Source organism: Erythrobacter sp. AP23, assembly GCF_001542855.1.
In the GTDB taxonomy this organism is placed as follows: Bacteria; Pseudomonadota; Alphaproteobacteria; order Sphingomonadales; family Sphingomonadaceae; genus Qipengyuania.
Genome location: NZ_LNBY01000001.1, coordinates 752391 through 773608, shown reverse-complemented (window position 1 = coordinate 773608; position 21218 = coordinate 752391). Strand labels below are relative to the sequence as shown.

18 protein-coding genes are annotated in these 21218 nt (G+C 58.9%); 11 read left to right on the top strand and 7 right to left on the bottom strand.

Translation table 11 applies throughout. The features are described 5' to 3' along the window. Positions 1-82 precede the first annotated feature (82 nt). The 4 genes from ASS64_RS03675 to alaS all read left to right on the top strand — a co-directional run bounded on the left by ASS64_RS03675 (position 83) and on the right by alaS (position 5842). Positions 83-1249, top strand: a complete 1167-nt coding sequence (locus tag ASS64_RS03675) for a nucleotide sugar dehydrogenase (RefSeq protein ID WP_067689956.1) — start codon at positions 83-85, stop codon at positions 1247-1249. After that, entirely contained in the window at positions 1249-2271 is a 1023-nt protein-coding gene (locus ASS64_RS03670; RefSeq protein WP_067689953.1) for an NAD-dependent epimerase/dehydratase family protein, read from the top strand. Before ASS64_RS03675 ends, ASS64_RS03670 begins: the two co-directional genes overlap by 1 nt. 4 nt (positions 2272-2275) lie before the next feature. Further along, a complete protein-coding gene (locus tag ASS64_RS03665; protein WP_067689950.1) occupies positions 2276-3106 on the top strand; it encodes a trans-aconitate 2-methyltransferase in 831 nt (276 codons plus the stop codon). Positions 3107-3178: 72 nt separating this feature from the next. Beyond that, positions 3179-5842: an alanine--tRNA ligase gene (gene alaS, locus ASS64_RS03660; RefSeq protein WP_067689948.1), complete on the top strand. Its 2664-nt coding sequence runs from the start codon at positions 3179-3181 to the stop codon at positions 5840-5842. A 13-nt stretch (positions 5843-5855) separates the two neighbouring features. Here alaS and ASS64_RS03655 read toward each other — a convergent pair whose 3' ends face one another. The 6 genes from ASS64_RS03655 to ASS64_RS03630 form a co-directional block, all read right to left on the bottom strand. Next, positions 5856-6035 carry a hypothetical protein gene (locus ASS64_RS03655; RefSeq protein WP_067689945.1) on the bottom strand — a complete coding sequence of 60 codons (180 nt, stop codon included), beginning with the start codon at positions 6033-6035 and terminating at the stop codon, positions 5856-5858. Positions 6036-6078: 43 nt separating this feature from the next. Further along, complete coding sequence (locus ASS64_RS03650; protein ID WP_067689942.1) at positions 6079-6600, bottom strand: hypothetical protein; 522 nt, start codon at positions 6598-6600, stop codon at positions 6079-6081. Between the two features lie 3 nt (positions 6601-6603). Next, the gene (locus ASS64_RS03645) at positions 6604-8364 is read right to left on the bottom strand and encodes a cation:proton antiporter (RefSeq protein WP_067689940.1); all 1761 of its coding nucleotides are present in this window, start codon (positions 8362-8364) and stop codon (positions 6604-6606) included. Positions 8365-8414: 50 nt separating this feature from the next. Beyond that, positions 8415-10070 carry a carbon-nitrogen hydrolase family protein gene (locus ASS64_RS03640; protein WP_067689937.1) on the bottom strand — a complete coding sequence of 552 codons (1656 nt, stop codon included), beginning with the start codon at positions 10068-10070 and terminating at the stop codon, positions 8415-8417. Between the two features lie 159 nt (positions 10071-10229). Next, a complete protein-coding gene (locus ASS64_RS03635) occupies positions 10230-11450 on the bottom strand; it encodes an NADP-dependent isocitrate dehydrogenase (protein ID WP_067689935.1) in 1221 nt (406 codons plus the stop codon). A 305-nt stretch (positions 11451-11755) separates the two neighbouring features. Continuing rightward, positions 11756-11992 carry a hypothetical protein gene (locus ASS64_RS03630; protein ID WP_083508148.1) on the bottom strand — a complete coding sequence of 79 codons (237 nt, stop codon included), beginning with the start codon at positions 11990-11992 and terminating at the stop codon, positions 11756-11758. Between the two features lie 607 nt (positions 11993-12599). Between ASS64_RS03630 and ASS64_RS03625 the strand changes: the two genes are divergently transcribed. Continuing rightward, entirely contained in the window at positions 12600-13817 is a 1218-nt protein-coding gene (locus ASS64_RS03625; protein ID WP_157075064.1) for a sugar transferase, read from the top strand. 147 nt (positions 13818-13964) lie between these two features. On the opposite strand, the gene ASS64_RS03620 is transcribed toward ASS64_RS03625, so the two are convergent. Beyond that, the gene (locus ASS64_RS03620) at positions 13965-14477 is read right to left on the bottom strand and encodes a transcription termination/antitermination protein NusG (RefSeq protein ID WP_067689927.1); all 513 of its coding nucleotides are present in this window, start codon (positions 14475-14477) and stop codon (positions 13965-13967) included. A 264-nt stretch (positions 14478-14741) separates the two neighbouring features. Between ASS64_RS03620 and ASS64_RS03615 the strand changes: the two genes are divergently transcribed. From ASS64_RS03615 to tviB, 6 genes are all read left to right on the top strand, one after another. Further along, entirely contained in the window at positions 14742-15131 is a 390-nt protein-coding gene (locus ASS64_RS03615; protein WP_067689924.1) for a MarR family EPS-associated transcriptional regulator, read from the top strand. A gap of 255 nt (positions 15132-15386) precedes the next feature. Next, a complete protein-coding gene (locus tag ASS64_RS03610) occupies positions 15387-15584 on the top strand; it encodes a hypothetical protein (protein WP_067689921.1) in 198 nt (65 codons plus the stop codon). 29 nt (positions 15585-15613) lie between these two features. Next, on the top strand, positions 15614-17437 hold the full coding sequence (gene glmS / locus ASS64_RS03605; RefSeq protein ID WP_067689918.1) for a glutamine--fructose-6-phosphate transaminase (isomerizing): 1824 nt from the start codon (positions 15614-15616) through the stop codon (positions 17435-17437). Between the two features lie 6 nt (positions 17438-17443). Further along, complete coding sequence (wecB, locus tag ASS64_RS03600; RefSeq protein ID WP_067689915.1) at positions 17444-18580, top strand: non-hydrolyzing UDP-N-acetylglucosamine 2-epimerase; 1137 nt, start codon at positions 17444-17446, stop codon at positions 18578-18580. 11 nt (positions 18581-18591) lie between these two features. Beyond that, positions 18592-19866, top strand: a complete 1275-nt coding sequence (gene wecC / locus ASS64_RS03595) for a UDP-N-acetyl-D-mannosamine dehydrogenase (RefSeq protein ID WP_067690406.1) — start codon at positions 18592-18594, stop codon at positions 19864-19866. Continuing rightward, entirely contained in the window at positions 19838-21133 is a 1296-nt protein-coding gene (tviB, locus tag ASS64_RS03590) for a Vi polysaccharide biosynthesis UDP-N-acetylglucosamine C-6 dehydrogenase TviB (RefSeq protein WP_291171988.1), read from the top strand. The genes wecC and tviB overlap by 29 nt, the downstream gene beginning before the upstream one ends. The last annotated feature ends 85 nt before the right edge of the window (positions 21134-21218 follow it).

Here is a 21218-nt window from a genome sequence, read left to right as displayed (position 1 = left end):
TGCAATCGCCCGCGCCTCCCCACAGAAGGCGAGCGCTGCCGAAGCACCGGCGGCCAAGCGGACCGAGGGTTTGGGAAGTTCGATGAAGATTGCCGTTTTCGGGCTTGGCTACGTTGGCCTGTCCAACGCCATCATGCTCTCGCAGCATAATACGGTCGTCGGCTGCGATATCTCGCCCGAGCGCGTCGCACTGCTGCAGGATCGCCAATCGCCAATTCAGGACGAATTGGTCGAAGAATATCTCAAGCGCGACGACCTCGATCTCGCCTTCACCACGGACGCCGGCGCCGCGATCGAGGGCGCAGATTTCGCCATCGCCGCGGTTCCGACCAATTACGATGTCGACACAAATTTCTTCGACACCTCCGCCGTCGATGCTGTGATCGAGCAGGTGCTCGGAGCCAACACCACCACCGTGGTCGTGATCAAGTCGACCGTGCCCGTGGGTTACGTGACCCAGGCTCGTGAGCGTTTCGCCAGCGACCGGATCATTTTCAGTCCCGAATTCCTGCGCGAAGGCAAGGCACTCTACGACAACCTCCATCCCTCGCGCATCATCGTGGGCGAGCGGTCCGAGCGCGCCCGGCGCTTCGCCGACCTGTTGCTCGAACCGGCGCTCGAGGACGATGTCCCGGTTCTTCTTACCGATGCCGACGAGGCCGAGGCGATCAAGCTCTTCGCCAATACATACCTCGCCATGCGCGTCGCCTTTTTCAACGAGCTCGACAGTTATGCACTCTCGCACGGCATCGACACGCGCCAGATCATAGAGGGTATCGGTCACGATCCGCGCATCGGCAGCCACTACAACAACCCCTCTTTCGGCTATGGCGGATACTGCCTGCCCAAGGATACCAAGCAGCTGCTCGCGAATTACTCGGAAGTCCCGCAGAACCTTATCCGCGCGATCGTCGACGCCAATCGTACGCGTAAGGATTTCCTGTCGGACCGGATCATCGCGAAAGAACCCAAGACGGTTGGGGTTTTCCGCCTCGTCATGAAGGCCGGCTCGGACAATTTCCGCCAGTCGTCGATCCAGGGGATTATGAAGCGCGTGAAAGCCAAGGGCATCGAGGTGATCGTCTACGAACCGGTGATAGAAGAGGACAGTTTCTTCGGAAGCCGCGTCGAGCGCGATCTGGAAAAATTCAAGGCCGAAGCCGACGTCATCGTCGCCAACCGGCTCGATCCGGACCTCGCCGAAGTGCGCGAGAAGGTCTTCACCCGCGACCTGTTCGGCGCCGATTGATGGGCGAAAGCCGTACAGCGCTGGTTACGGGATCGGCGGGCTTCATCGGCTATTTCACCTGCCGCCGCCTGCTGGCCGACGGTTTTGCGGTGATCGGGATCGACAGCCTTTCGGACTATTACGACCCCGAACTCAAGCGCAGACGCCAAGCGGGTCTGCTGCAGAACGCGGGCTTCACGGCGATAAACGAGGCGATCGAGACTCCCGGCCTGCTCGCCGACCTGTTTGCGCAGCACCAGCCCGACATCGTTATCCACCTCGCCGCTCAGGCGGGCGTGCGCTATTCGATCGACAATCCGCGGACCTATCTGGAAAGCAATCTGGTGGGCACGTTCGAACTGCTCGAAGCGGCGCGCACGCATCCGCCGCAGCATATGCTGCTCGCCTCGACGTCGTCGGCCTACGGCGCCAACACCGAAATGCCCTATCGCGAGACGATGAAGGCGGACCACCAGATGTCCTTCTATGCCGCGACCAAGAAGGCGACCGAGGCGATGGCGCATTCCTACGCGCATCTGTTCGAGTTGCCGGTGACGATGTTCCGCTTTTTCACCGTCTACGGCCCCTGGGGGCGACCGGACATGGCGCTGTTCAAGTTCACCCGCGCGATGCTCGAGGGCGAGCCGATCGACGTCTACAACCACGGCGACATGATGCGCGATTTCACTTACGTGGAGGACCTCGTCGAAGCGATCCGCCGCCTTGTCGACACAGCTCCCGAACGCCCGCAATCGCCGGAAGACATTGCCGAGGGCGACAGCCTCTCGCCGGTAGCTCCCTGGCGCGTCGTCAATATCGGCAATTCGCAGCCGGTCCAGCTCGGCGAGATGATCGCGGCGATCGAGGATGCGCTGGGGATCGAAGCGAAGCGCAATCTGATGCCGATGCAGCCGGGCGATGTGCCCGCCACCTGGGCCGATGCGCAACTGCTCCACTCGCTCACCGGCTATGTCCCGAAAACCGACATCCGCGAAGGCGTGCAGCGTTTCGTCGAATGGTATCGCGACTACTATCGAGTGTGAATTCATGACCAACCAATTCGAATGGACCGGCCAGGTCGGGAACGTCTGGGCTGCTGAGTGGCAACGGACCGATCGCAGTTTCACCCCCGTGACGCACCGTCTGCTCGAAGCCGCCCGATCGCAGGATTTCGCGCAGGCGCTGGACATCGGCTGCGGTGCGGGTGAGCTTGCCGTCTCGCTTGCTGTCGAGGCGCCCTCCGCAAGGGTGATCGGTGTCGACGTGAGCGACGAATTGCTCGCCATCGCGCGCGAACGCGGCGATGCCTTGCCAAACCTGCGGTTCGAACTCTGCGATGCGGCTGCGTGGTCGTCGGGCGAGGGGGAACGGCCCGATCTGCTCGTTTCGCGTCATGGCGTGATGTTCTTCGACGATCCCGTCGCCGCATTCGCGCATATCGCGGGCGAAGCTGCGCCCGGGGCGAACCTCATCTTTTCCTGCTTCCGCGAGCGAGGCGAGAACGCCTGGGTGCGCGAGCTCGCATCCGCATTGCCGCCGGGCGAGGGGCCCAAGCCGGACCCGAATGCACCGGGCCCCTTTGCGTTCGGCAATCGCGACCGGGTGGCGGGTATTCTCGCCGATGCCGGTTGGCGCGAGATCGACTTCGAACCGATCGACTACCCGATGCTTGCCGGGGAGGGCCCGGGCGCGGTCGACGAAGCGCTGTCCTATTTCCTGCGCATAGGCCCCGCAGCGCGCGCTGTGGCATCGCTCGAAGGGAAGCAACGCGAGGATGCGCTTGCCGGCATGCGCAACGTTATGGAGCGCAATCTGAGCGACACCGGTGTCACATTGCCCGCCGCCTGCTGGATCGTCACCGCCTGCGCGCCCGGCTGATCGCCGATACTGCACAGTCTGTCCGGGCATTCGCGCTTGTCGGCTGGGGCGCGATTGCCTAACTGCGCGCTCATGACTTCGACCAACGACATCCGCCGCAGCTTCCTCGATTATTTCGGCTCGCACGAGCACGCCGAAGTCGCCAGCGCGCCGCTCGTTCCCTTCAGCGACCCGACGCTGATGTTCGTCAATGCCGGCATGGTGCCGTTCAAGAATGCTTTCACCGGTCTCGAAACGCCGCCCGCACCGCGGGCAACCAGCGCGCAGAAGTGCGTGCGCGCCGGTGGCAAGCACAACGATCTCGACAATGTCGGCTACACCGCACGCCACCACACCTTCTTCGAGATGCTCGGCAATTTCAGCTTCGGCGACTATTTCAAGGAGCAGGCGATCGAGCATGCCTGGACGCTGCTGACCCGCGAATGGGGGCTCGACAAGGACCGCCTGCTGGTCACGGTCTACCATACGGACGACGAGGCTTTCGATCTTTGGAAGAAGCTGACCGGCTTCGCCGACGAGCGGATCATTCGCATCCCGACCAAGGACAATTTCTGGGCCATGGGCTCGGATGGGCCATGCGGGCCCTGTTCGGAAATCTTCTACGATCATGGCGAGCATATCTGGGGCGGCCCTCCGGGCAGTCCGGAAGAAGACGGCGACCGCTTCGTCGAAATATGGAACCTCGTCTTCATGCAGTTCACGCAGGAGAACGACGAGATCGTCGGCGACCTGCCCAAGCCGAGCATCGACACCGGCATGGGGATCGAGCGCATCGCCGCGGTGATGCAGGGCGTGCACGACAATTACGACACCGACACCTTCAAGAACCTGATCGCGGCGAGCGAAAGCCTGACCGGGGTCGAGGCAGCGGGTGATCGGACCGCCAGCCACCGGGTGATCGCCGATCACCTGCGCTCGACCAGCTTCCTGATGGCCGACGGCGTGCTGCCGTCGAACGAAGGGCGCGGATACGTGCTGCGCCGGATCATGCGCCGCGCGATGCGTCATGCGCACCTGCTTGGCGCCAACGAGCCACTGATGCACCGGCTTGTGCCCGCGCTCGTAACCGAGATGGGGCAGGCCTATCCCGAGCTCGTGCGCGGTCAGGCGCTGATCGAGGAGGTGCTCGAGCGTGAGGAAACCCAGTTCCGCCGCACGCTCGACAAGGGGCTCAAGCTGCTCGACGAGGCGACCGGCGACATGGGCGAGGGCGGCACGCTCGACGGCGAGACCGCGTTCAAGCTCTACGACACCTACGGCTTTCCCTACGACCTTACCGAGGATGCGTTGCGCAGCCGCGGGATTGGCGTCGACAAAGACGGGTTCGATGCCGCGATGGAACGGCAGAAAGCCGCCGCACGCGCCGCATGGAGGGGGTCTGGCGAAGCCGCCAGCGAGGACGTCTGGTTCGATATTGCCGAGCGCGAGGGCTCGACCGAATTTACCGGCTACAACTCGACCACGGGTGAGGGGGTGGTAGTCGCCATCGTCAAGGACGGCACCGAGGTGGAATCGGCCAATGAGGGGGATACGGTCGTCATCCTGACCAACCAGACGCCTTTCTATGGCGAAAGCGGCGGACAGACGGGCGATGCGGGCCGTATCTGGACGCCCGAAGGGCTCGACTTCGCGGTCGAGACCACCGACAAACCCCTGGGCCGCTTGCACACGCATGTCGGCACGATCGCCAAGGGCTCGGTAAAGCTCGGCGACGCGGTGCATCTCGAGGTCGATGCCGAGCGCCGCGACCGCATTCGCGCGAATCACTCGGCGACGCACCTCGCACACGCTGCTCTGCGCAACCGGCTCGGCGGACATGTGACGCAGAAGGGATCGCTGGTCTCCGATGACCGATTCCGCTTCGACTTCTCGCATCCCAAGCCGCTGAGCGACGAGGACATCGCCGCGATCGAGGCCGAGGTGAACGAGGAAATCCGCGCCAACGAACAGGTCGGCACGCGGCTGATGACGCCTGACGATGCGGTTGCCGCAGGTGCCCTGGCGCTCTTCGGAGAAAAGTACGGCGACGAGGTTCGCGTATTGTCGATGGGCCGGGCGGGCGACGAGGGTCGCAGCTATTCGGTCGAGCTATGCGGCGGCACGCATGTCAAGGCCACGGGCGATATCGGTGTGTTCAAGATCGTGTCCGAAAGCGCGGTCAGTTCGGGTGTGCGCCGGATCGAGGCCCTGACCGGAGAAGCCGCGCGCCAGTGGCTGGTCGCGCGCGATGAGGCGGTGCGCGCCATCGCCAATGCGCTCAAGACGTCCCCGGACGAAGCGCCTGCGCGGGTTGCGGCGCTGGTCGATGAACGCAAGCGGCTGGAAAAGGAACTGGCCGAGGCAAAGCGCGCCCTGGCGCTGAGCGGTGGCGGTTCGGGCGATGCCGGACCGGCGGACGAGGACATCGGCGGCGTGACCTTCTCCGGCCAAGTGATCGAGGGATTGAGCCCCAAGGAACTGCGCCCGCTGCTCGACGAGGCCAAGACCCACATGGGTTCGGGCATCGCGGCAATCTGCGCGGTCAATGACGGCAAGGGTGCCTTCGCCGTGGCGGTAACCGACGATCTGACCGAGCGTTTCAGCGCGGTCGACCTCGTTCGCATCGGCGTAGAAGCGCTGGGCGGCAAGGGCGGGGGTGGTCGCCCCGACATGGCGCAGGGCGGCGGTCCCGACGGCAGCAAGGCCGAAGCGGCGCTCGCTGCCGTGCGGGATGCGATCGCTAAGGTTTCCGCTTAACGAACAAGCGCAATCACGCGCTGGGGGTCTTCTTGGTCACCCCGCTGGAACCCTGCTCGATATCGTAGCCTTCGGTATCGCCCGGAGCGCCCCGTTTGCTCGTCGGCGCCTTGTCCTTCAGCGGGTCCTGTACGTTCTGCGGCTTGAATTTCTCGCTATTGGGCGTCGGTTCGGTCGGGTCGGGATTGCTCATGTCTTTCTCCTTTGCTCAACCAACGCGCGGGCAATGCGAAAGTTCAGGATTTCCGCAGGTGGGCGGGATCGAGCGAGGCATAGATGCTGCGCAGCGCCCGTTCGCAGCGCGCGATCCGCCCGCTGTCACGCACAGTGTGAAGCGATCCGGCGATTTCCCGCAATTCGCGGCCTACCTGCCGCAAATCTTCCTTCAGACCGTCTTGCGGTGCAGCCTCCATCGCCTTTTCGGCCAAATAGGCAAGGTCGCTGACCGGGCGCATGGCGAGGAAGGCCTCGATCATGGGGCGGAGCAGCGCCCGATCTTCGCGCCAGTCCCTGCCGCCGAACAATTGCTGGACCACATGCTGGCCCGCCCCAAAGCACTCGTAGCGGGTGCAGCCGGCAAAGCCTTGTTCGACACGATCTTCGTAGATCGTACACAGCCCGTCCTTGCCAAGCTTGGGGCAGGGCTCGCCTGCCGCCTTGGCGGCGGAGAACCCCGGCATGTCCTGGGATGGATAGGCGATGCAGCACAGCGCCGCGCAGCGGCTGCAGTCCGAGCGGGTCTCCAGCACGGGCGCCACGGCTCAGGCCTCCGTTGTGCTCGTGCGCAACTTGGGCTTGTAGGCGAGCGCACCTTCCTGCTCGATCTGCTCGCGAAACTCGTCGCGCTTTTCGTGGATCGAGGCGATCACCGGTCCCATCGCCACGCCGATATCGACCAGCACCGCCTCGGACAACTGAAGCGAGCTTTCCAGCGTTTCCGGCACTGCATGGCTGGCGCCGACGCGATAGAGTTCGGCGGCATGGCGCACATCGCGTGCGCGGCAAACGATCAGCAGGTCGGGATACTCCTTGCGCAGCTTGGAGACCAGCCGTTGCACCAGCACCGGTTCGTCCATGGTGAGGACGACGGCCAGAGCGTTTTCAACCCCCAACCGGGTCATCGAATCGCCTCGGGCCGCATCGCCGAACGTGGCGCGAAAGCCGCTGCGCTTCGCATCCTCGATCAGGTCCGGATCGGAATCGAGCGCGATATAGGGTTTGTCATGCGCGTGGAGCATCTGCGCAACCAGCAGACCCACGCGGCCTGCCCCGACGATGATGACCCTTGCTTCATTGCCCGTGTCCTCGGGCAATTCGGGAATGGGTTCGACTCTCCGCGCGATCGCACGACCGAGACGTGCGAGCAGCGGCGTGACGGTCAGGCCGATGGCGGTCACGATCTGCCAGAACTGGGCTGTGCCGGGCTGGATCAGCAGGGCCGAGCTGGCCGCGGCGATGATGATTAGGCTGGTCTCCGATGGGCTTGCCATCAGGATCCCCGTTTCCGCGGCCGTGCTGCGGCGCGCGCCCATCAGACGGAGCAGAACGCCGGTAACCAGCGCTTTGAACGGCAGGATCAGCAGCACAGCTGTCGCAATCAGGCCGAGGTTCTCCCAGATCGTCTGCAAGTCGATGCTCATGCCGACCGTAATCAGAAAAACACCCAGCGCGAGCCCCTTGAAGGGCTCCATGATCGTTTCGACTTCACCGTGATATTCGGTCTCGGCAATCAGCAGGCCCGCGATCAGAGCGCCGACGATCGGCGACAGGCCTACCGCCGCGGTGGCGAGACTGGCGCCGATCACCACCAGCAGGGAGGCGGCGAGGAAAAGCTCTGGGCTCTTGGTGCGCGCGGCCTGGCCGAACAGGCGAGGAAGGGCGACACGTCCCAGAATCATCATCGCGGCGATGACGAGGCCGCCCTGCCACAGAGTGGTGAGCATGCCTTCCCAGCCCTCTCCTGCCGCATTGGGTGCCATGGCGCCGAGGACGAAGATGATCGGCACGATCATGATGTCTTCGAACAGCAGCATGGCCAGGGCTGCGCGGCCGACCGGCGAATGCGTGCCGGCGATGGGCAGCACGATGGCGGTGGAAGAGAAAGCCAGCGCAAAGCCCAGGGCGAGCGCGCCGGTCCAGAATTGCCCCATCATCGACAGCGCGATCGCGAGGCAGCTGCCGATCACGATAAGCTCCATCGCGCCGAGCCCGAAGACCAGTTTTCGCATTTGCCACAAGCGGTTGAAGCTGAGTTCGAGACCGATCGTGAACAGCAGCAGGATTATCCCGAACTCGGCAAATGGCTCCAGCGCCTCGGGATCGGATATGGTTATGTGATTGAGCCATGGATGCTCGAAGACGAGCCGCCCGAGGCCATAGGGCCCCACGGCAATGCCGATCAGGATGAAACCGATGATCGGTGTTACGCGAAAGCGCGTGAAGACCGGGATGACGAGCCCTGCCGCCCCGAGAATCACCAGCGCGTCCGATACCGCCGGGCTTGCGAATTCAGCCGATGCCATGGACTTACTCGTAACCGCGCCTTGCTACGCTGTCACGACGCTTGCGCGGCCTAACCCCCGCCGGCATGCGAGGGGCCGAGCGGTTCGCGGCGCGGGCGTGGTTTGCCCGGGTGTTTGCCGTCCTCGTCCCATTCGATGCGGTAGAGGTCGAAGCGGCGGTCGGCGAGGTTGCGCACCGTCCCCTCGGCACGGGCCCAGCTGAGATCGGCGAGATTGATATCGCTGATCGTCAGCGTCTCCACATTCTCGCTCGCCTCGGCGGCGATCCCGTCGCGCGCGAAGGGGAAGTCGCAGGGCGTCAGGATGCAGCTTTGCGCATATTGGATGTCCATGTTCGCGACATTGGGCAGGTTGCCGACATTGCCGCTGAGGACGATGAAGCACTGGTTCTCGATCGCTCGCGCCTGCCCGCAATAGCGCACGCGCAAGTAGCCCTGGCGGCTATCGGTGCAGAACGGCACGAAGATGATTCGCGCGCCCTCGTCGGCCAGCCGGCGGCTGAGTTCGGGGAATTCGCTATCGTAGCAGATCTGCACGCCGATCGGACCGCAGTCGGTCTGGATCACTTCGACCTTGTCGCCGCCCTTGATGTTCCACCAATACCGCTCGTTCGGGGTGGGATGGATCTTTTCCTGCGCGTGGACCGACCCGTCGCGCAGGCAGACATAGGCGACGTTGTGAATGTCGCCATCCTCCATCCGTGTCGGGTGCGAGCCGGCAATGATGTTGATGTTGTAGCGCATCGCCATTTCCGAAATGTCGGTGCGCAGACGTGGAGTGTATTCGGATAGCCGCTCGATCGCTTCGACCGGCGACAGCTCCTTCTCCTCGAAACTCAGCAGCATGAGCGTGAAGAGTTCGGGAAAGACGATGAAGTCTGCCTCGTAATCGCTTGCGACATCGACGAAATAGCGAATCGCGCGCATGAATTCGTCGTAATCGGCAACCTGGCGCGCCTGGAGCTGGCAGGTCGCCACGCGCACCGCCTCGACCCCGCGCGGGAGTCGTTTCTTGACCGGTTGGTCGCGCTCCACATAGGGATTGCGCCAGACCATCATGACGGCATTGGCCATCGAGGCTTTGTCCTCGGGCAGATAGCCTTCCATGATCCGTTCGGGCTCGAAGCCATTGGCCAGTTGGAAGCGCAGCACCGGGTCGTGCAGTTTCCCTGCGACGACCTTTTCGAGATAGTCATCCGGTCCATCGACCCGCCGGCGAAAACGGCGATAGTTGGGCATCCGCCCGGCGAATACTATGCCGGTCAAATCCTTCTCTTCGGCGAGCGCGCGGCGTTCTTCGTAAAGCCGTCGCCCGATGCGCACACCGCGTACCTTGGGATCGACGCACATCTCGTAACCATAGAGCCAGTCGCCGGTGGGATCGTGCCTGCTGCCATAGCCATTGCCGGTGATCTCGTCCCAGTCGTGCGGCTGGAATGCGAGCGCCTGAGCCAGTTGCATGGTCGCGCAATAGCCGACCACCTCGTCGTCGAGCAGGGCGACGAAACAGCCTTCCTTGAAATTGTTGATCTGGCCGCGGATTTCTCCGTGGGTATAGGCGGGCATGTCCTCGTAGACCCGGCGAACGAGTTTCGCGATGCCGGGGATGTCCTTGATCATCGCATTGCGCACCTCGAGCCGGCGCTGGCCGAACTTCTCCGTGCCCTTGCGTTTCACACTGCGCGTCTTGGTCGGCTGCTTGGCCATTAGCCCCTCGATTAAAGTGTTTGCGAGCGACCAAAGGTCGCGCGGCAATCCATGCTCATACCGTGCCAGAAAAGCAAAGGGCGCCGCGTCATTCGACGCCGCGCCCTTTGCTTCCTCGCCATGCTCATCGCAATGACGAGCAAGCGGGGTGGTTCCTCATCAGGCCCAGGCCTGCATTTCCTTCTCGAGATTCTCGACGATCGCCTCGAAGAATTGTTCGGTGGTCATCCAGCTCTGGTCCGGACCGATGAGCAGCGCGAGGTCCTTGGTCATATTGCCGCTCTCGACCGTCTTGATGCAGACCTTCTCGAGCGTTTCGGCGAACTTCACCACCTCGGGCGTGTTGTCGAAGCGGCCGCGGTAGATCAGGCCACGGGTCCAGGCGAAGATGCTTGCGATCGGGTTGGTGCTGGTCGCCTTGCCTTCCTGGTGCTGACGATAGTGGCGCGTGACGGTGCCGTGCGCGGCTTCGGCTTCGACGGTCTTGCCATCGGGCGTCATCAGCACCGAAGTCATCAGGCCCAGCGAACCGAAGCCCTGCGCCACCACGTCCGACTGAACGTCGCCGTCGTAGTTCTTGCAAGCCCAGACGAACTTACCGCTCCACTTGAGCGCGGCGGCGACCATGTCGTCGATCAGACGGTGCTCATAGGTGATGCCGGCTTCCTTGAACTTGTCGGCGAACTCCGCGTCGAACACTTCCTGGAACAGGTCCTTGAAGCGGCCATCGTACTTCTTGAGGATGGTGTTCTTGGTCGACAGATATACCGGCCAGCCGCGGTCGAGGCCGTAATTCATGCAGGCGCGCGCGAAATCGCGGATACTGTCGTCGAGATTGTACATCGCCATGGCGACGCCCGAGCTTTGGAACTCGTAGACGTCGAGATCGATGTTCTCGCCGTTCTCGCCTTCGAACACCAGGCGCAGCTTGCCCGCGCCGGGAATGAGCGTGTCCTTTGCGCGGTACTGGTCGCCGAAAGCGTGGCGACCGACCACGATCGGGTCGGTCCAGCCCGGGACGAGCCGCGGGACGTTGTCGATCACGATCGGTTCGCGAAAGACGACGCCGCCGAGGATGTTGCGGATCGTGCCGTTCGGGCTCACCCACATCTTCTGGAGGTCGAATTCCTCGACACGCGCTTCATCAGGCGTGATCGTCGCGCATTTTACGCCGACGCCATACTTCTTGATGGCATTGGCTGCGTCGACAGTGATCTGGTCTTCGGTTTCGTCGCGCTTTTCGATCGACAGGTCGTAATACTTCAGGTCGACATCGAGATAGGGCAGGATTAGCCGTTCGCGGATCCACTGCCAGATGATTTTCGTCATTTCGTCGCCGTCGAGCTCGACGATCGGGTTCGCAACCTTGATCTTCGCCATGGGTTTCCTGTTCGTTCGGATGTGTGTTGCGCGCGCCATAGCAGAGCGCCGGGCGAGGGCAAGGGAGCGGTCGCACCATCGCGGCCCACCGAGAGCGAGCGAAGGTCAAAAGCACTGACCTGCGACCATAGGCCTTTGCCACGGCCATTACACGACCGGGCAGGATCGGCGGAGATAGGACACGGCAATGGCCCCGATGGACCGGTCAAGCGATAGATAAAGCGGCGATCGGAATTTACGCCGCACATGAAAAACCGGCCGCGGAAAAGCTCCGCGACCGGTTCAATCAAAATTCAGTCAGATCGTTAGACGCTGATCGGCGTGTCGTCGTCGTCGCTTGCAGCGGCGATGATGCCACCGATAACGGCCAGGCCAGCCAGGATAGCGATGATGAGGCCAGTGCCACCCAGTTCCGAGCTATCTTTGGCGCTCTGCGACGAACGCTCAACGGCAACCGAGGCAGCAGGTGCGGCCGAAGCAGCTACGGGCGCGAACGCCATTGCAGCAGCCGAAGCCGAGATCATTATTTTCTTTGCAATCATGTTTATCTCCGTTGCATTTTTTGTTCACGACAAGCGACACAAATTTCGCGCCGCAACGCGCCCGTTTTCGATTCTCTTGATAATTGAAGTGACGCGGTGTCGCAACCCCTTTTGTCCTCTGAATCGAACCGTTTGTCTGCTTGAAGCCCCAATAATTCCGATTGGTTCCCAGAAAGTTGACGTCTCAGCTATTTTCGGGCCCGTCGAACTTCGCTCTTCATAAGCCGCGTCGTTGAAGCAGAATGGTCCTCCGCCTCCCCGTCGGCGGAGCTTGCACGGAAGCCGGACGGTTTACTTTGGCCCAACCATTGCGTGGCCTTATCCCTAACGCTGCGATGTCAATCCTGCGCAGTTCAGCCCTGCCGATCTGGCAGCTATGAAGGACACTTTCTGACAATCCCACTATGGTAAGTGGACTGACCTAAGGCTATCGGCACCAACTTAGAAAAACCCGGCTGGTCTGAATTGCAAGTTGAGGCTAGATAGAGACAAGCGCCGCTAAGGCTCTCGGAGGAAAATCTTGTCAGTAAATTTGCCCTCGGCGATAGTTCGTCGCGGCTTATTCCACTCGTTGCGATTTGAGCTCGCTTTCGTTCTGTTGCTTGGTGTGGCAGTGCCGATTTTTGTACTCGCGGTGGTTGAAGTGGGTGCGCCTCCCAGCCCAGCCCGGGCGGTCAATTGGATCGCGCAAGGGCCCGCCGGGAATTCGCTCGTAGGCGTGACGCTCTGCGCCTTGGGTGCGATCGCGGTTCTTCGCCGATTGGGGTTCTATCCGGGCGTGGCTGTCGCGAGGTCGATTCTGCCAGTGATGGGGATCTCATTCGGATTGCTGATCGCGGTCATCGCCGGGTTCAGGCTCGATTATTCCAGTAAAGTACTTGCCACTGGATTTTTTGGCATCTTGACCGCGCGTTTCGCCATCACTGCAATGCGATCACGAGCCAAGGGTTTATTGTATTACCTCGTTCCGGGAGGGCGGGCAGATCTTATTGGTGACCTGCGTTCAGCGCCAGTCATGGTTCTGACGAGCCCCTCGCTAAGAAATCTGCCCGATTGTGCGATCGTAGCCGATGTGTATGCGGACCTCGCGCCCGAATGGGAGAGATTTCTCGCCGAGGCTGCGATCTCCGGTCGCCCCGTGTATCATTACAAGCAAGTCTGGGAGGCGGAGACCGGTCGGGTGCAGATAGAACATCTGTCCGAGAATAGCTTCGGCGCGCTCGTCCCGAACTTCGCTTATCAGAAAATGAAGCGTGCGATCGACTTGGCGCTTTCCTTGCTCCTGCTTCCGATTATCATCCCTCTGGTTTCTGTTTGTGCCCTGGCGATTAAGTTGGACAGTAAGGGGCCGGTATTCTTTCGTCAGCGGCGAATGGGGTTCCGCGGGAATGAGTTCCGTGTCCTCAAGCTTCGAACGATGAGCGAAGGGCACAACGGTGAGAATCGCGATCTGTCGATCACACGGTCCGGAGACAAACGTGTGACAAAGGTCGGCGGTTTCCTGCGCCGGACCCGGTTGGATGAATTGCCCCAGGTCATCAACATCTTGCGCGGGGAGATGAGCTGGATCGGACCGCGGCCCGAGGCGGTAAGCCTTTCGAAATGGTACGAAGGCGAGATACCATTCTACCGGTATCGGCATATTGTCCGGCCCGGGATCAGTGGATGGGCCCAGGTCAATCAAGGGCATGTGGCCGAAGTGGATGAAGTGGACGAAAAGCTGCAGTACGACTTCTACTATATCAAGAATTTGTCGTATTGGTTAGACATCATTATAGTGCTGAGAACCGTTAAAGTCATACTTTCAGGCTTCGGTTCCAAATGAAGATGGCGCCGCCTACATTGGATGTGGGGGTCGGAAATGGCCATAAACTAAATTATGGTGCTGCGTGTTCTCACCCGTTCGATCAACGGCCGGTTACAATTTCGACAATCGTAGGGGGCAGCATTAAGTCGCAGCGAACTCGGCTCACTAAATCACAACCCTCAAATCTGAACGCGGCATCGAAGAACGTATTGATTGGCCCATCATATCGATGAGCACCCACGCGCGTTCGTTCGCCGCCAATTTCTCCACTACTCCAAAAAAATTGGCCAAGGGCCCGTGGCTGATCTCAACCCTATCTCTTTCTGCGACGGCGACATGGTTCCGAATGCAGCCTTCATTGTCGCAACGGCTCATGAGTTCTCCGATGAGCTCCTCCGGCACGATCGCGGGTTCGAGACCAAAGCTCACCAATTTTGCTACCCCATAAGTGGAGCGTATTGCTCTCCAGGGTGTATCATCCGCCTCGATGCCGACGAACAAGTAGCCTGGGAAAAAAGGAGTCTTCACCGGCGTGAGCTGACCTCTTAATCGACGGGTCCGGCGGTCTAGTGGAAGGAAACACTTGAACCCCTGCCGTTCCAAGTTGCGCTTGGCTATGGAGGTCGAGTTGGGCTTCACCTGCGCAAGCAGCCAATGCGATGTATTTTCGGGTCTCATTTGGCTTGTCCCCTTGGGAAATCTGATGTTTTTCCGTGAGCAAACAATGCATTCCGGTGGAGAAGGCATTCGGTGAGGGTTACGGTGAAACCGATTGATGATCGTTGGGATCGGTGAAATCCATTTGCCCTTGACCGCTATGCGCAAGCTGATATCGCTCAAAGTTGAACGATGCAAATGCATTGTCACCAAGATGGTCCAGATTCCGTGCGGGTGGTGTTCACCAGGCTCGGTGCGGTAGCGTGCCTGATCTCGGTGTGATCGATGGCTGGTCGTCCTACAAAACTCAATGAAAGTGCGCGCTTTCGAGCGCTTCGCCTGCTCGAGAAAAAGCCCGACGTTTCTCAGCGCGAACTGGCTGAAGAAATTGGGGTCAGCGTGGGTAGTGCGAACTATGTAGTCCGCGCCTTGATTGAGAAAGGGCTGGTCAAGGTGGCCAATTTCAAGGCTGCCAAAGACAAGCGCCAATATTCTTACATTCTCACGCCCAAGGGACTCGCTGAGAAGGCTGCGCTGACCGGCCGGTTTTTGGTAAAGCGGCTAAAGGAATATGAGGCGCTGAGAAAAGAAATTGAGGAACTCAGATTGGAAGATCGGCCTCGATCCGGCGAAGGTCCCGAAGTCTCTCCAGTTGACGAAGACGGGGGGCGGTAATGGTATGCAACGGTATGTGTTGGCCTTTCTGGTCCAACCCCTTATCGCATCATTGTCGGAAGCATTTTGCTATCGATGGAGAATAAAGAAATCTTGATTGCGATGCTTTCTCGCTTAGCGTTATCGGAGGCTTGCGGTCACTTCTTACATATCCGGCTCTGGGCCGACTTGTCGGATGCTCAGGGTTTTTGCGTTGTCGGGGTTTTAAGTGCCTTGAGTGCGAGAGCGCTCTTGGCTGAATAACTGGGGGGAACCATGAATCAGAAGGAAGTTAAGGAGCTCGAAGAAATCGAGCGCGAAAAAGCTTTGGATCAATTGGTTATGATCGTTCGGGCACATGACCTTGAGATCGATGAGGTGTTGTCGGTGTTTCCGCAATTCAGGCAAAAAGACACTGAGAGCGGCGACTTGAAAATCGCAAAAAAATACGATCCGATTTTCAATCCCTACTAAATCAAAACATCAAATCCGGCTTTGCAAGAATGTGCGGCATTATTGGAATTGTGAGCGAAGAAGCGGTCGCTGATCGGTTGGTCGATGGCCTGCGGCGGATGGAATATCGCGGCTATGACAGCGCTGGCGTTTGCACGCTAAGCGACGGCGCAATTGTGCGTCGCCGTGCGGAGGGGAGATTGCTGAACCTTGTCGGCGTTTTGGAAGTGGATCCTGCGCCCGGCGCGATTGGGATTGCGCATACGCGCTGGGCGACACATGGTGCGCCGACCGCTGCGAACGCGCACCCGCACGCAACCGGTGAAGTCGCGATCGTTCACAATGGCATTATCGAAAATTTCAAAGAGCTGCGCGCTGAGCTGGCAGATGCAGGCCGCACTTTTGAAAGTGAGACCGATAGCGAGGTCGTGGCGCATTTGATCTCGCAGCGGGTCGAAACAGGCGATAGTCCGGAAGAGGCGGTGCGCAATGTGCTCCCGCGCCTTCGCGGAGCCTTTGCCTTGGCCATCGCATTCCGTTCGCAACCCGACCTGTTGTTTGGTGCGCGGCTCGGCTCGCCTTTGGTAGTCGGGCATGGCGAAAGCGAGATGTTCTTAGGTTCAGACGCGCTCGCGCTCGCGCCCCTTACTCAAAAAATCACCTATCTCGAAGAAGGCGATTGGGTCGTTATCGACCGCGAGCACGCCCGAATATTTGATGAACGTGGCGAGTCGGTTGATCGTCCGGTTCAATCTTCTGGAGCTTCGGCGGCTGCGGTGGAGAAAGGCAATTATCGCCACTTCATGCAGAAAGAGATTTACGAGCAGCCGACAGTCGTTGCGCAGACTCTTTGTTCTTATCTGCGCCGCGACGACAATTCGGTCGCATTGCCGCAATTCGATTTTGACGTGGCCGCAATTCGCCGCCTGACCATTGTTGCATGCGGCACCTCTTTCTATGCTGGAATGGTCGCGAAATACTGGTTTGAGAATTTTGCCCGCGTGCCAGTGGATATCGATGTCGCGTCGGAGTTTCGTTACCGAGAGCCTGTGCTGGAAGAAGGGGGCTTGGCGCTCCTTATCTCTCAGTCTGGTGAGACGGCTGATACTCTCGCAGCTTTGCGCCATTGCAAGGCCAATGGTCAGGTGATTGGCGTCGTTGTAAATGTGCCGACCAGTTCGATGGCGCGCGAAGCGGATTTGCTTCTTCCCACCCATGCTGGGCCGGAGATTGGCGTGGCGTCGACTAAAGCCTTTACCTGCCAGCTCGCTGTGCTGGCCGCGCTAGCGGCGCATATGGCGGTCAAGAAAGGCCTAATGACCCGCGATGAAGAGATTGATGTAGTACGTCATTTGTTGGAGACGCCAGCGGCTTTGAACGCAGCGCTCGCACATGATGATGACATTGCGGCTATGGCGCCGCTGATCACGCCGGCGCGCGATGTGCTTTATCTCGGGCGCGGGCAGGACTTTCCATTGGCGCTCGAGGGCGCGTTGAAGCTCAAAGAAATCAGCTACATTCACGCGGAAGGTTATGCATCGGGTGAGATGAAGGACGGGCCGATTGCGCTCATCGATGACGGCGTGCCAGTAGTGGTAATCGCCCCATCTGGGCCGCTATTTGAAAAGACGGTCTCCAATATGGAAGAGGTGCGCGCACGGGGTGGGCAATTGGTCCTGATCTCCGACGCAGAAGGTCTGAAACAAGCGGGGGAAGGTTGCATTGCCACGATCGAAATGCCGGTTGTCCACCCACTTATCGCGCCACTTGTCTATTCGATACCCGTGCAATTGCTGGCCTATCATGTGGCTGTGGTCAAAGGCACTGACGTCGACCAACCACGCAACCTTGCCAAATCGGTGACAGTAGAGTGAGTTTGAATGAGCAATAAGTTCAAGGTTTTGCTGGTATTTGGCACACGGCCTGAGGCCATAAAGATGGCGCCCGTAGTGAAGGCTCTCAAGGCTGCGCCCGAGATAGATGCAAGTGTTTGCGTTACAGCGCAGCACCGCGAAATGCTTGACCAGGTTTTGAGTCTGTTTGAGGTCGTGCCAGACTATGATCTGGATTTGATGAAGCCTGGTCAGGGCCTATTTGAGATTACCAGCGGCGCACTGCTCGGACTAAAAGAGGTCTTATCAAAGGCCTCACCCGATCTCGTTCTGGTGCACGGGGACACGACAACCACCCTTTCCGCGTCTCTGGCGTCCTATTATGAGCGCATCCCGGTTGGCCATGTCGAGGCAGGTCTGAGGACCGGGAACGTTTATTCACCATGGCCCGAAGAGATCAACCGCAAGATTGCGGGCGCGATTACGCGCTTGCATTTCGCTCCAACTAAGAGGTCGAAACAGAACCTGCTCACTGAGAATACGCCCGAAGAGCACATTTTCGTGACGGGCAATACAGTCATCGATGCCCTGCTGGACGTTGTCGAACGGCTAGAGTCAGATTTTGAAAAGAGCGCCGAATTCGATGAAGCTTTCAATATCGACCCTTCGCGGCGGATGGTGTTGGTCACTGGCCATCGTCGGGAAAGCTTTGGTGATGGCTTCCAGCGAATTTGTGATGCATTGGCCCAATTGGCGAAGCGCGATGATATCCAGATCATCTATCCTGTACACCTCAATCCAAACGTGAAAGGGCCCGTAGAGGAGAGGCTAGGCTCGCTTGATCAAGTGAAGCTGATACCGCCTCAGGATTATCTGCCTTTTGTACATTTGATGCGTCGTGCGGATGTTATTCTGACAGATTCCGGTGGCGTCCAAGAAGAAGCGCCTTCGCTCGGAAAGCCAGTTCTTGTGATGCGTGACACCACTGAACGGCCTGAGGCAGTCGCAGCCGGGACGGTAAAGCTTGTAGGAACCGACGTCGAACTGATCGTCAATGAAGTGACTTCACTGCTCGATGATCAGACGGCGTATGAGAGGATGTCGCGGGCGCACAATCCCTATGGCGATGGGCTTGCGTCAGGTCGCGTTCGCGACGGCATCCTTGCATTCGCAGAATCGCAGTGATGGAAAGTAGAATGGAATATCACTTCAAGAAAATATCTGTCGTAGGGCTAGGGTATATCGGCTTGCCAACGGCGGCTATGTTTGCGTCCCGGAAGATCGAAGTCGTTGGAGTAGATGTAAACCAAAATACCGTTGATACGATCAATAGGGGTGACATCCACATAGTGGAGCCAGACCTCGACATGGTCGTGCATTCAGCGGTAACGCAAGGCTATCTGCGTGCTGCGATGACCCCTGAGCCTGCTGAAGCTTTTCTTATCGCAGTGCCGACGCCGTTTAAGGGCGACAATCACGAGCCTGATTTATCCTATATTGAAGCCGCGTCCGAAGCGATTGGCCCGGTTCTTGAAAAAGGAAATCTAGTCATTCTGGAGTCAACATCGCCAGTCGGCGCCACAGAAGCGATGGCGGGCTGGCTGGCTGATGCCCGCCCTGATTTGTCTTTCCCTCAGGACATGGGCGAGGCATCGGACATTCGGATCGCCCATTGTCCTGAGCGAGTCTTGCCAGGCAAAGTCATGCAAGAGCTGATCACGAATGATCGCGTGATTGGGGGCATCACTAGGCGCTGCTCAGAACTGGCTGCTTCTCTTTACAAGAGTTTTGTAACCGCCGATTGCGTCATCTCATCGGGTCCTCGTGTCGCCGAGATGGCCAAACTCACTGAGAACAGCTACCGGGATGTCAATATCGCCTTTGCGAATGAACTTTCCGTCGTTGCTGAAAAGCTGGAGATTGATGTTTGGGAACTGATCGGCCTCGCTAACCGCCACCCAAGAGTTAACGTATTGCAACCGGGGCCGGGTGTGGGGGGGCACTGCATCGCAGTGGATCCATGGTTCATCGTTTCTTCTGCTCGCGAGCAGGCCAAGCTCATCGAAATGGCGCGCGGGGTGAATGATGCCAAGCCCGAATGGGTGCTTGCCAAGGTCCGAGAGAAAATTAGCCAAGCAATTGCTCGAGGCTCTGCGAAAACCGAAGACCAAATCTCGATTGCGGTCTACGGATTGGCCTTTAAGCCCGATATCGACGATCTACGTGAGAGCCCAGCGCTTCGCATTGTCTCCCAACTGGCCGCCTCACACAAGGGCCCGATCACGGTGATAGAGCCGAATATTACTGCACTGCCTGAGGAACTTAATTTGGAACAAGTGACTTTGACGACGGACGCCGCCAGTGCGGACATTCACCTGATGCTCGTTGATCACCAATCTTTCAAGCAAATGCACAAGCCTTCAGGTGCAATAGTAGACACTCGTGGAGTTTGGTGCACAAATGATTGCTGATCAAGACAAGCGAATTGGAGTGATAGGGCTTGGCTATGTGGGCCTGCCGCTTGCTGTTGAATTCGCCAAGCATTTTTCTGTGGTTGGTTTCGACATTAATCAAACCCGAGTAGAGCAATTGCGCGCCGGGCACGATGACACCCTAGAAACCTCAGACGAAGAACTCGCGCAGGCGACCAGACTGCATATTACCTGTGATGACGCAGACTTGGCGGCGTGCAACTTTTACATTGTGACAGTTCCAACACCGGTCAACGAGTTCATGCAGCCTGACCTTTCCGCCTTAGTGAGCGCCTCAGAGCTCATTGGCTCCATGATCTCTCAAGGCGATTTTGTAGTTTATGAATCAACTGTCTATCCTGGGGCTACTGAAGATGAGTGCGTTCCTGTAATTGAGCGCGTCTCGGGTTTGAGGCTTAATCAAGATTTCTTTGCAGGTTATAGCCCAGAACGCATAAATCCCGGTGACACAGAACGACGGCTGCCCCAAATCAAAAAAATCACTGCAGGCTCAACTACTGAGGCAGCTGCAACGATTGATGCCGTCTATAAGAAGATCATCAAAGCGGGTACATTCTGTGCAGAAAACATTCGCGTTGCTGAGGCTGCCAAGGTAATCGAGAATACCCAGCGAGACCTCAATATAGCCTTGGTCAATGAACTCGCTATCATTTTCAATCGTATGGGTATTGATACGCAAGCGGTTCTAGAGGCTGCTGGTACGAAGTGGAATTTTCTTCCCTTTAGACCCGGTCTGGTCGGCGGCCACTGCATCGGTGTCGATCCCTACTATCTCACACACAAAGCGCAATCTGTTGGGTATCATCCCCAGGTTATTTTGTCGGGCCGACAGTTGAACGAAGGAATGGGGATCTTTGTTGCTGAGCAACTCATTAAGGCTATGACACAAAAGGCGATTGACTTGCCAGGTTCGCGCGTATTGATCCTTGGCCTTGCGTTTAAGGAAAACTGCCCCGATCTCCGGAATACCCGCGTGATAGACGTTGTGCAAACTCTGCGAAGCTATTCTATCGATGTCGATATCCACGATCCTTGGGTAAACCCTTCCGAGGCCAAAGATAAATTGGATATCGAGCTTATCGCAAATCCACAGGTTGGCTCTTATGATGCTGTACTCATCGCTGTTCCTCACAACCAATTTTTGGAACGGGGCGGCGAGAGGCTCAGAGCTTTTGGGAAACCTATACATGTTCTCTATGATCTCAAATCGGTCCTTCCATTTGGGGAAAGTGATCTGAGGCTTTGACAGAATGGGGGAGATGTGGAGATAGTCAAAGCATTTCTCGCAACAAGTGTTCTTGACGCTCTTTTACAAATAATTGGATGTCAGA